This window comes from Hephaestia caeni (assembly GCF_003550065.1).
GTDB classification, from domain to species: domain Bacteria; phylum Pseudomonadota; class Alphaproteobacteria; order Sphingomonadales; family Sphingomonadaceae; genus Sphingomonas; species Sphingomonas caeni_A.
Map to the genome: position 1 here is coordinate 188663 of NZ_QXDC01000004.1, position 11593 is coordinate 200255.

At 67.9% G+C, this 11593-nt stretch carries 12 protein-coding genes; all 12 read left to right on the top strand.

Annotated elements, in window-relative coordinates; translation table 11 throughout:
- Nucleotides 1-65 precede the first annotated feature (65 nt).
- On the top strand, nt 66-587 hold the full coding sequence (locus DFR49_RS15370; RefSeq protein WP_119036605.1) for a DUF2840 domain-containing protein: 522 nt from the start codon (nt 66-68) through the stop codon (nt 585-587).
- Nucleotides 584-1162, top strand: a complete 579-nt coding sequence (locus tag DFR49_RS15375) for a S26 family signal peptidase (protein ID WP_119036606.1) — start codon at nt 584-586, stop codon at nt 1160-1162. The genes DFR49_RS15370 and DFR49_RS15375 overlap by 4 nt, the downstream gene beginning before the upstream one ends.
- Nucleotides 1143-1475 (top strand): DUF736 domain-containing protein, encoded by a 333-nt coding sequence (locus tag DFR49_RS15380; protein ID WP_119036607.1) that lies wholly within the window; start codon nt 1143-1145, stop codon nt 1473-1475. The genes DFR49_RS15375 and DFR49_RS15380 overlap by 20 nt, the downstream gene beginning before the upstream one ends.
- On the top strand, nt 1475-2233 hold the full coding sequence (locus DFR49_RS15385; protein WP_342768476.1) for a lytic transglycosylase domain-containing protein: 759 nt from the start codon (nt 1475-1477) through the stop codon (nt 2231-2233). Before DFR49_RS15380 ends, DFR49_RS15385 begins: the two co-directional genes overlap by 1 nt.
- 259 nt (nt 2234-2492) lie before the next feature.
- Nucleotides 2493-4223, top strand: a complete 1731-nt coding sequence (locus DFR49_RS15390; protein ID WP_119036609.1) for a relaxase/mobilization nuclease domain-containing protein — start codon at nt 2493-2495, stop codon at nt 4221-4223.
- 14 nt (nt 4224-4237) lie between these two features.
- On the top strand, nt 4238-6265 hold the full coding sequence (locus DFR49_RS15395) for a conjugal transfer protein TraG (protein WP_119036610.1): 2028 nt from the start codon (nt 4238-4240) through the stop codon (nt 6263-6265).
- Nucleotides 6262-6681, top strand: coding sequence for a CopG family ribbon-helix-helix protein (locus tag DFR49_RS15400; protein ID WP_119036611.1), 420 nt, complete (start codon nt 6262-6264; stop codon nt 6679-6681). The genes DFR49_RS15395 and DFR49_RS15400 overlap by 4 nt, the downstream gene beginning before the upstream one ends.
- A 140-nt stretch (nt 6682-6821) precedes the next feature.
- Nucleotides 6822-7808, top strand: a complete 987-nt coding sequence (gene trbB / locus DFR49_RS15405) for a P-type conjugative transfer ATPase TrbB (protein WP_119036612.1) — start codon at nt 6822-6824, stop codon at nt 7806-7808.
- Complete coding sequence (locus tag DFR49_RS15410; RefSeq protein ID WP_119036613.1) at nt 7805-8137, top strand: TrbC/VirB2 family type IV secretion system protein; 333 nt, start codon at nt 7805-7807, stop codon at nt 8135-8137. The genes trbB and DFR49_RS15410 overlap by 4 nt, the downstream gene beginning before the upstream one ends.
- Nucleotides 8137-8406 (top strand): VirB3 family type IV secretion system protein, encoded by a 270-nt coding sequence (locus tag DFR49_RS15415; protein ID WP_119036614.1) that lies wholly within the window; start codon nt 8137-8139, stop codon nt 8404-8406. Before DFR49_RS15410 ends, DFR49_RS15415 begins: the two co-directional genes overlap by 1 nt.
- On the top strand, nt 8403-10874 hold the full coding sequence (gene trbE, locus DFR49_RS15420; protein ID WP_119037239.1) for a conjugal transfer protein TrbE: 2472 nt from the start codon (nt 8403-8405) through the stop codon (nt 10872-10874). The genes DFR49_RS15415 and trbE overlap by 4 nt, the downstream gene beginning before the upstream one ends.
- On the top strand, nt 10871-11593 hold the full coding sequence (gene trbJ / locus DFR49_RS15425) for a P-type conjugative transfer protein TrbJ (RefSeq protein ID WP_119036615.1): 723 nt from the start codon (nt 10871-10873) through the stop codon (nt 11591-11593). The genes trbE and trbJ overlap by 4 nt, the downstream gene beginning before the upstream one ends.

Consider the following 11593-nt stretch of genomic DNA (forward strand, 5'->3'; position numbering starts at 1 on the left):
CGCTCGATCGGGAAGCGACCCGGCCAAGCCTCGAACCGACTGCCCATCATCCCCGGAGATCACCGATGAACGATGACCGCCCTCGCGGCGTCCGCGTCGGCGGCGCGTTCAGCGCGCTCGCCCGCGACGGACTCACCCATGTCGAAGTGACCTGGATCGAGCAGAGGCTGGAGCATTGGATACGCTTCGGCCGCGTCTCGGATGACCGCATCCTGAGCCGACGAACGCGCGTCGTCAGCTTCCGGCCGGGCGCGGTCTTCGCCTTCGTCCGCTGGGCCTCGAACGACTTCGGCACCATCGTCTCGCGCATCGACGTGGTGCGCGCGGTGGCGTCGGGCGAGCCCTATACCACGCTCCCATTCGTGCGGCCCGGCGGGGAAATCCTGCTCAAGATCCAGGGCTGGCCGAAGGTCCAACAGGCGCTCGCCGCCATCGACGCGGTGGAGGCGGCCGGCGTCGATCCCTGCGACGCCGCGCCCGATCACTGGCGGCATGTCCACCAGCGCATCGCCGCCGGCCATCAGCCGCGCCTCTACACGGCGGAGCGCCATAGCGCCTGGCTCAAGCGGCGGGAGATCGAGCAATGACCTCCCGCTTCTATGGCATGGCCACCGTCATTGCGGCGTCCGCGGCCACGGTTTCGTTCGTCGTCGTGGCGCTCGCCGATCCGGCGCCGTGGCTGATCTGGAACGCCAGCGCCAGCGCGCCGATCGGCCTCTACCGCATCCATTCCGACCGCGATCCGCAGGTCGACGCGCTGGTCGCCGCGCTGCCGCCCGCCGGTCTCGCACACTGGCTTGCCGAGCGGCGCTATCTCCCTGTCGGCGTCCCGCTTTTGAAGCATGTCGCGGCCAAGGCGGGGCAGCGCATTTGCCGGACCGGCGACGTGGTGAGCGTCGATGGGCGCACCGTCGCCATCGCTCAGACGCGCGATAGTCGCGGCCGGCCGCTGCCCGTCTGGCGCGGCTGCCGCAACCTGCGAACCGGCGAACTGCTGCTGCTCAACCCGGCCGTCCCGGACAGCCTGGACAGCCGCTACTTCGGCCCGCTTCCGGCATCCGCCGTCATCGGCCGAGCGACGCCGCTCTACCTGCGCACGCCGTCGCCGCCGCTTTCACCCGTCAACCCCAAGGAGAGTGACCATGCCCGTGAACGTCTTTGAACCCACCGATAACGGCTATGCCGGCCGCGTCCGGCTGTTCGCCATCAACGAGGCGATCGTGCTCGTTCCTGCCGAGCCGAGCCGCGCCGAGGATGCCGCCGACTATCACATCCATCTCGACGACGCGGACGGTCCCATCGTCGGCTTTGCGCGCAAGCGCAGCAGCGAACTGGCCGGCGATTACATCGCGCTGGAGATCGAAAGCCCGCTGTTTCCGCGCTGGCTCAAGCCCAAGCTGTTCCGCGCGGATGCCGAAGGGCGGACGTTTCGGCTGGCGTGGCGGCACCCGCGATCCGGCCAGGACCGCGCCTGATGCCGTTCCGGCGTCCCGGTTCGCCGCGTCGTCGGATGGTGGCGCTGGCGTTGCTCGCCGTCACGGTGGGCGCGCCGGTCGCCATTCGAGCCGCACTCGCCCACGCGCAAGCCGCCGCGTCGCCGAGCGCCACGGCGCTCGACCGCCATGTCGCCGACGCGGCGCGGCGCTTCGCCATCCCGGAAGCCTGGATATGGGCGGTGATCCACGCCGAGAGCAACGGCGACGTCCGCGCCGTTTCGTCGGCCGGGGCGATGGGCCTCATGCAGATCATGCCCGCGACCTGGGCAACCCTGCGCGCACGTTATCGTCTCGGGTCCGATCCCTTCGATCCGCGCGCCAATATTATGACGGGCGCGGCCTATCTGCGCGAGATGCACGACCGCTACGGCAACGCGACGGCGATGCTGGCCGCCTACAATGCGGGGCCGGGCCGCTATGACGAATATCTGTCGCGCGGCCGCCCGTTGCCCGCGGAAACGCGCGCCTACCTTGCAAAGCTGACAGCGATCACCGGCGGTTCGGGCGACGCCCGAATTGCCGTCGCGCCTGCTCCCGATCCGTTCGCCTGGCGCCGCGCCGCGCTATTCACCACGCGCTCGGGCGTCACCTCGACAGCGCCACCGGATGCGGCAAGCGATCCCGCCGCCGCACAAACCGGGCGTCGCCCGACCGACCGCACAGGCGTTACGGTGGCCGCGACCACGCCGCCTTCGACCGGCCTGTTCATCCCTCTTTCCGGCTCGCCCGCGCCATGAGCGGCTACCGCGCACTCTGGCGGGCTTCGTCGCGCGCTTTCGCAATGCCGGAAGGAGGCAGGCTTCAGGTTTGGCAGGGTAAGGAGCGAGGGCAAGATAAAGGGCGACAATGTGCGTTGCCATTTCGCCCCGGTCGTAGCCTTGATTCTCAAGGCTTTGGGTCATTGCTGCGCAATGTGTGCGGCAATCCCGCACTGTGCGGCGCTGCCCGAACGTCAGCATCGCCAAGAGTCTTTCGCACTGTGCGGAGCGCCGCGCCATGAGCGGCGACGACGATTTTCGCATCCGGCTTGGCCGCATCCGTTCGCGCGGCGGCCAGCGCGCGCTTCCGATCGTCGCCCAGGTGATCGCCGCTGCGCAGCGCGCCGGCGGCCATGTCTCGCGCCGTGGCCGGATCATTGCGCCTGGCCGCTCGACCTTCGGCCGGGGTCGCGTCGCCAGCCTGCGCGCTACGCACCGGCTCGGCCACCGATCGCGCCAGGTCGTCATCAAGGCGCGCGTCATCCGGCATGACGGCCGCGCCTCACTCGCCGCCCATCTCAAATATCTGCAACGCGATGGCGTCACCCGCGATGGCGAGAAGGGCGTGCTGTTCGGCGCCGAGGGCGATGGCCTCGACCGCAACGAGTTCGCCGCGCGCTGCGAGAACGATCGGCACCATTTCCGCTTCATCGTCTCGCCCGAGGACGCGCCGCAGATGGCCGACCTCAAGACTTTCACCCGCGAACTGATGGCACGGATGGAAACGGATCTCGGCACCCGGCTCGACTGGCGGGCCGCCGAGCACTGGAACACCGACGATCCCCACATCCATGTCATCGTGCGCGGTGTCGGCGAGGACGGGCAGAACCTCGTCATCTCGCGCGACTACATCAGCGAAGGGATGCGCGCCGTCGCGCGCGAGATCGTCACCCGCGAGCTGGGGCTGCGCAGCGACCTCGACATCCATGCCTCGCTGGAACGGCAGGTCGAGGCCGAACGCTGGACCGAGATCGACCGCGACCTCTCGCGCACCCTCCAGCGCGATGGCGTCATCGACATGGCGCCCGAGCCGGGCGTGCGGCCGGGCGGCGACCACACGCCGAGGATGGGTCGGCTGCGCAAGCTGGAACGGCTCGGCCTCGCCAGCGAGATCGCGCCCGGCCAGTGGACACTCGCGGACGAGGCGCAGCCGGCTTTGCGCACGCTTGGCGAACGCGGCGACATCATCAAGCGGATGCACAAGGCGATGACCGACCACGGCATCGACCGGGGCGCCGCCAGCTATGTGCTCGAACCCGATCCCGCCCAGCCCGTCATCGGCAGGCTGGTCGATCGCGGCCTCCATGACGAACTGACCGGCCGGACCTATGCGATCATCGACGGCATCGACGGGCGGACGCACCATGTCCAGCTTCCCGACATCGAGGCGACTGGTGATTGCCGGCCGGGCGCCATCGTCGAGCTGCGCCGCTTCGAGGACCGCAAGGGCCGCCAGCGCGTGGCGCTCGCCGTGCGCTCGGACATGGACTTGTCGGCGCAGGTCCGCGCGCCGGGCGCTACCTGGCTCGATCGCCGCAATCTGGCAAGCGATGGCCGCGATCTCGGCGGCGGCTTCGGAGCCGAGGTGCGCGCCGCGATGGAAGCGCGCGCCGAGCACCTGGCGGATATGGGCCTGGCGCGGCGGCAGGGCCAACGCATCATCTTCGCGCGCGGCCTGCTCGATACGCTCAAGCGGCGCGACCTCGACGCGACGGCCAAGGAACTGTCGGCCGAGATCGGTCTGCCGCACGCGCCGTCAAAGGCCGGCGAATATGTCGCCGGCACCGTGCGCCAGCGCCTGACGCTCGCCTCGGGCCGCTTCGCCATGATCGACGACGGCCGGAGCTTCCAGCTTGTGCCCTGGTCCCCCTCGCTCGACCGTCAGATCGGCAAGCACATCTCCGGCGTCATGCGCGGCGATGGTGGTGTGGACTGGTCGTTCGGCCGCGGGCGGGGCCTGGGGCTGTGACAAGGAGATAGACGATGCCCGCCACGAAGATTCTCTGGGGCCAGGTCATCACCGTTTTCGCGATCGTCCTCGCGACGGTCTGGATCGCGACGCAATGGACGGCGGCGGCGCTGGATTACCAACCGCAGCTCGGCCCGCCGTGGTTCATGCTGGGCGACTGGCCGATCTATCCGCCCTATGCCTTCTTCATCTGGATGTTCTTCTTCGACGCCTACGCGCCGAAGATATTCGAGACCGGCGCGTGCATCGCCGCTTCGGGCGGATTCCTCGGCTTCATCATCGCCATCGCCATGTCGGTGCGCCGGGCGCGCGAACTGAAGAACGCAGAGACCTACGGCTCGGCCCGCTGGGCGGAGCGCCAGGAGGCGGAGGCGGCGGGCCTGCTCGGGCCGAACGGCGTCATGCTTGGCCGGCTGGGGCGCGACTATCTTCGCCATGACGGCCCCGAGCATGTGCTCTGCTTCGCCCCAACAAGGTCGGGCAAGGGTGTCGGCCTGGTTGTGCCGACACTGCTCATCTGGCCGGGCTCGGCGATCGTCCACGACATCAAGGGTGAAAACTGGACGCTGACCGCCGGCTTCCGCGCCCGGCAGACGCGCGTGTTGCTGTTCGATCCGACCAATGCCGCATCGGCCGCCTACAACCCGCTGCTCGAAATCCGCAAGGGCGCCTGGGAAGTGCGTGACGTGCAGAATGTCGCCGACGTGCTGGTCGATCCCGAAGGGTCGCTCGAAAAGCGCAACCATTGGGAAAAAACGTCCCATGCGCTGCTGGTCGGCGCGATCCTCCATGTCCTCTATGCCGGCGAGGACAAGACGCTGGCCGGCGTCTCCGCCTTCCTGTCCGACCCGCGCCAGCCCATCGAATCCACCCTGCGCGCCATGATGACCACGCCGCATCTCGGCGAGGCCGGCGTCCATCCCGTCGTGGCGTCGGCCGCGAGGGAATTGTTGAACAAGTCGGCAAACGAGCGATCCGGCGTGCTCAGCACCGCGATGTCGTTCCTGGGATTGTATCGCGATCCCGTGGTTGCCGAGGTGACGCGCCGTTGCGACTGGCGCATCGCCGATCTGGTCGACGGTGCGCGGCCCACCACGCTCTACCTGGTCGTGCCGCCGTCCGACATTTCGCGCACGCGGCCGCTCATCCGGCTCATGTTAAATCAGATCGGGCGGCGCCTGACGGAAGATCTGAAGCCCGCGGCCGGGCGCCAGGACATGCTCATCATGTTCGACGAGTTTCCGTCCGAAGGCCGGCTGGACTTCTTTGAAAGCTCGCTCGCCTTCATGGCGGGCTACAAGATCAAATGCTTCCTCATCGCTCAAAGCCTCAATCAGATCGAGAAGGCTTACGGCCCCAACAACGCGATCCTCGACAACTGCCATGTGCGCGTCTCGTTCGCGACCAATGACGAGCGAACCGCCAAGCGCATCTCGGACGCGCTCGGGACCGCCACCGAGATGCGGGCGATGAAGAATTATGCCGGGCATAGATTGTCGCCCTGGCTGGGCCATTTGATGGTGTCGCGCTCCGAAACGGCCCGCCAGCTCCTGACGCCCGGCGAAGTGATGCAGCTCCCGCCCGACGACGAGATCGTCATGGTCGCGGGCGTCCATCCGATCCGCGCCAAGAAGATTCGCTACTTCAAGGATCGGCGGTTCACCGAGCGGGTGCTGTCGCCACCGGACCCGAAGGCCGGCGTCGGTCAACCGCGACCCGACGACTGGAGCGCATTGGCACCGGTCTCTGCGCCACCCATGCCCGACCCACCGGAATCCAAAGAGTCGAAGAAGCCGAAGAAGAAAAAGGCCGGCAAGAAAAAGCAAGATGCCGACGATGATGCCGCGAACGCGGACCTGCGCCGCGAGCCGGAAATCGAGCGCCATGTCGACATCGCGCCTCCACCCAGCCCGGAGCCTGCCAACGAGTTCGAGCTGGATGAGCCCGATGCCGATGCTGGACGGCAGGCCACGGTTCGGCGCCACATGCAGGATATGGCGCAGCAGGCGTCGCTCGATCCCGACGACGGCATCGAGCTATGACCACCAAGACGCCGTTCTCGGTCTATCTCGACCCGGAGGTGATGGAGGCGCTCGCTGCCTACGCGGATCGCCGCGGCAAGTCGCGCTCTCTGGTCGCCGAGGCCGCCATCGCATCCTTCCTCTCGCCCGACGCCGACGAACAGCGCGAGGCCGCTATTGCCAAGCGGCTTGACCGGCTCGACCGCCGCCAGACCCGGCTTGAGCGTGATGTCGGGATCGGCGTCGAGATGATCGCGCTGTTCGTCCGCTTCTGGCTATCAAACACCCCGCCGCCGCCCGAAGCGGAACGGGCCGTCCTGCGCCGTCAGGGCGGTGATCGCTACGACGCCTTCATCGAGGCGCTGGGCCGCCGACTCGCCAAGGGTCCGAAGGTCAAACAGGAAATCGGCGAGGACTTTGCGCCCCAAGAAGAATAAGCAAACTACGCCAGTTCTTGTATCTCTGCGCCAGACTACGATGACCGCATTTCTTTGTTGAATCCCGATTTCTTCTGCCTTTCTTGATGTGTCCCTGATGCCGGGCGGCGGTTCGCCCGGCCCAATTCAGGGGCCATCTCTTGTCCATCCACCCGATCCGATCCGAGGCGAATGCACGCGGCGCGCGAATGCTGCGCACCGCTCTCGGGCCGTCGATCGCCGCCTGGCTCGATGATGCCGCCGTCATCGAGGTGATGCTGAACCCGGACGGCCGCCTTTGGGTCGATCGGCTGGGCGAGGGGATTTCCGATACCGGCCTCACGCTGTCCGCACAGGATGGCGAACGCATCGTGCGCCTGGTCGCCCACCATGTCGGTGCCGAAGTTCACGCCCGTTCACCGCGCGTCTCGGCCGAGTTGCCGGAAGGCGGCGAGCGGTTCGAGGGCCTGCTCCCGCCCGTGGTCGCTGCTCCGGCGTTTGCGATCCGCAAGCCCGCGGTCGCCGTGTTCACGCTCGATGATTACGCGACGGCCGGTATCATGTCGGCTGCCGAAGCGGCGGTGCTGCGCGATGGCGTCGCCAGTCGCGCCAACATCCTCGTTGCGGGCGGCACCGGCAGCGGCAAGACCACGCTGGTCAACGCGCTATTGGCGGAAGTCGCCAAGACGACCGACCGCATCGTCCTGATCGAGGACACGCGCGAGCTGCAATGCGCCGCGCCCAATCTCGTCGCCATGCGGACCAAGGACGGCATCGTCTCGCTGTCCGATCTCGTGCGCTCATCGCTGCGCTTGCGGCCCGATCGCATTCCCATCGGCGAGGTGCGCGGCGCCGAGGCGCTCGATCTGCTCAAAGCCTGGGGCACGGGCCATCCCGGCGGCATCGGCACGATCCATGCCGGCACCGCGCTGGGCGCGCTGCGCCGCATGGAGCAGCTCATCCAGGAGGCCGTCGTCACGGTCCCGCGTGCGCTGCTGGCCGAGACCATCGACCTGATCGCGGTCCTGGTCCGCGACGGCCACGGCTGGCGCCTCGCTGAGCTGGCCCGCGTCGAAGGGCTCGACGCCGCGACCGGCGACTACCGGCTGACCTCTCTCACACCCGCACCCCAAGGAGATACACCATGATCCATGCCTTGCCGGGCCGCGCACGTCGCGCCGTGCTCGCCGCAACCGCCAGCCTCGTCGCCTTGACCACTGCCGTTCCCGCCTATGCGTCGGGCTCGTCGATGCCGTGGGAAGCGCCGCTGCAAAGCATCCTCGAAAGCATCGAGGGGCCGGTGGCGAAGATCGTCGCAGTCATCATCATCATCGTCACCGGCCTGACGCTGGCGTTCGGCGATACATCGGGCGGCGCGCGGCGCATGATCCAGATCGTTTTCGGCCTCAGCATCGCGTTCGCAGCCAGCTCCTTCTTCCTGAGCTTCTTTTCGTTCGGCGGCGGGGCGCTGATCTGATGGACGCTGGCGACCCGATCGCGGGCTTCTTCGCCCCCGTCCACCGGGCGCTGACCGAGCCGATCCTGCTCGGCGGCGCGCCCCGTGCGCTCGCTATCGTCAATGGCACGCTGGCGGGCGCGATCGGCCTCGGCCTGCGCCTCTGGATCGCCGGCCTGGTGATCTGGGCGATCGGCCACGCGATTTCGGTCTGGGCCGCGCGGCATGACCCGCAGTTCGTGGACGTGGCCCGGCGTCACCTTCGCTATCCGGCGTGGATGCGGCCATGATGTCCTTGCGCGAATATCGGAACAAGGCGGCGACCCTCGCCGACTTCCTGCCTTGGGCGGCGCTCGTCGGCGAAGGCGTCGTGCTCAACAAGGACGGCAGTTTTCAGCGCATCGCGCGGTTCCGTGGCCCCGATCTCGACAGCGCGACGCCGGCCGAGCTGGTCGCCACCACCGCGCGGCTGAATAATGCGCTGCGCCGCCTAGGCTCGGGCTGGGCGATCTTCGTCGAGGCGCAGCGCACGCCCGCGCTCAGCTACCCGGAATCGGCGTTTCCCGATCCGGTCTCGGCGCTGGTGGACATGGAGCGGCGCGAACAGTTCCACGAGGAAGGCAGCCATTTCGAGAGCGCCTATTATCTGACGTTGCTGTGGATGCCGCCGGCCGAGGATGCGGCGCGCGCCGAAGGCTGGCTCTATGAGGGCCGCTCGACATCCGGCGTCGATCCGTGGGAGCTGCTCAAGGGCTTCACCGATCGCAGCGACCGCGTGCTGGGTCTGGTCGAGGGCTTCATACCCGAGGTCCGCTGGCTCGATGACGGCGAAACCCTGACCTATCTTCATTCGACCGTTTCCACCCGCCACCAGCGCGTGCGGGTGCCGGAAACGCCGATGCACCTCGATGCGCTGCTGGCCGACGAGCCGTTGACCGGCGGACTGGAGCCGCGCCTGGGCGAGCATCATCTGCGCACGCTCACCATTACCGGGTTCCCGAGCCTCACCTTTCCCGGCCTGCTCGACGAGCTGAACCGCCTGGCCTTCGAGTATCGCTGGTCCACCCGCGCGATCATGCTCGACAAGACCGACGCGACCAAGCTGCTGACGCGCATCCGGCGCCAGTGGTTCGCCAAGCGCAAGAGCATCGCGGCGATCCTCAAAGAGGTGATGACCAACGAGGCATCGACGCTGCTCGACAGCGACGCCTCCAACAAGGCCGCCGACGCCGACACCGCCCTCCAGGAGCTGGGCGCGGATTATGCCAGCATGGCCTACGTCACCGCGACTGTCACGGTCTGGGATCGCGACCCGGCCATCGCCGCCGAGAAGCTGCGACTGGTCGAGAAGGTCATTCAGGGCCGCGACTTCGCCGTCATCCCCGAAGGCATGAACGCGATCGAGGCATGGCTGGGGAGTCTTCCCGGCCAGGTTTACGCGAATGTCCGCCAGCCCCCCATCTCCACGCTCAATCTCGCCCACCTGATCCCCCTGTCAGCGGTATGGGCGGGGCCGGAGCGGGACGAGCATTTCGGCGCTCCCCCCTTGCTCTACGGCAAGACCGAAGGCTCGACCCCGTTCCGGTTTTCCCTTCACGTCGGCGATGTCGGGCACACGTTGATCGTCGGCCCGACCGGCGCGGGAAAATCGGTGCTGCTCGCGCTGATGGCGATGCAGTTTCGCCGCTACGAGAACGGCCAGGTCTTCGCGTTCGATTTCGGCGGCAGCATCCGCGCCGCCGCACTCGGCATGGGCGGAGATTGGCAGGATCTCGGCGGCGGTCTTTCCGATGACGACGATGGCGGCGTCCAGTTGCAGCCGCTGGCCCGCATCGACGATCCGGCGGAACGCGCCTGGGCGGCCGAATGGCTGGCGGCGATCTTGGCATCCGAAGGCGTCGCGGTCGATCCGCAAGCCAAGGAGCATATCTGGTCCGCACTCGGCTCGCTGGCCTCGGCGCCGATGCCGGAACGCACGCTGACCGGGCTGGCAGTGCTGTTGCAGAGCCAGCAGCTCAAGCAGGCGCTCGCGTCCTACTGCATCGGCGGGCCGTGGGGCCGGTTGCTCGATGCCGAGGTCGAACGGCTCGGCGAGGCCAGGTGCCAAGCGTTCGAGACCGAGGGATTGGTCGGCGCGGGATCGGCTGCGGCCGTGCTGTCCTATCTGTTCCACCGGATCGAGGGCCGGCTGGACGGTTCGCCGACGCTCATCATCATCGACGAGGGCTGGCTCGTGCTCGACAGCCCGGCCTTCGCGGCGCAGCTACGCGAATGGCTGAAGACGCTCAGGAAGAAAAACGCTTCCGTCGTCTTCGCCACGCAGAGTCTCGCCGACATCGAGACCAGCGCCATCGCGCCGGCCATCATCGAATCCTGCCCGACGCGGATATTCCTGCCCAACGAGCGCGCGGCCGAGCCGCAGATCGCGGCGATCTACGAGCGGTTCGGGCTTAACGCGCGGCAGATTGAAATCCTCAGCCGGGCGACGCCCAAGCGCGACTATTACTGCCAGTCGCGGCGCGGCAACCGGCTGTTCGAGTTGGGGCTGGGCGAGGTGGCGCTGGCCTTCGCCGCCGCCTCGGCCAAGACCGATCAGCTCGCCATCGCCGAGATCATCGAAACCCATGGCGCTCCCGCCTTCGCCGCCGAATGGCTGCGCCATCGCGGCTGTGCCTGGGCCGTCGAGCTGCTGCCGGACCCTGTGTCCGACCGCGAGCCCGAGCTTCCGCTCACGCCCGACATGGAGATCGAACCATGAAACTGCCTGCCATTCGCCGCGTCCTTATGGCCGGCGCTCTCGCCACCACGGCGATCCTGCCAGCGATCGCGCCGATGCCGGCCTACGCACAGTTCGGCTTCGGCGGGATCGTCTATGATCCGACGAATTATGCCCAAAACGTGCTGACGGCGGCCCGCTCGCTCCAGCAGATCAACAACCAGATCCAGCAAATCCAGCAAGCCGCGACGAGCCTCATCAATCAGGCACGGAACCTGGAGTCGCTGCCGTTCAGCTCGCTCCAGACCTTGCAGGGCCAAGTCCAGCGCACCCAACAGCTTCTCGGGCAAGCCCAGCGCATCGCCTACGACGTCCAGAACGTCCAGCAGGCATTCACCAATCGCTACAAGGGCGCGGCGCTGACCGGCGATCACGCGCAGATGGTCGCCAACGCCAATGCTCGCTGGGAGGATAGTGTCGGCGCGTTCGAGGACGCACTGAAGGTGCAGGCCGGTGTGGTCGGCAATATCGACGGCGAGCGCGCGACGATGGACGGCCTGGTATCGGCCAGCCAGTCGGCAACCGGCGCCCTCCAGGCGAGCCAGGCGGGCAACCAGCTCCTCGCGCTGCAATCCCAGCAGCTCGCCGACCTTACCGCGGCCGTCGCCGCGCAGGGCCGGGCACAGGCGCTGCAATCGGCTCGGCAGACCGCCGAGGAAGCCGAAGGCCGCGAGCGGTTCCGCCGCTTCATGGGCAACTGA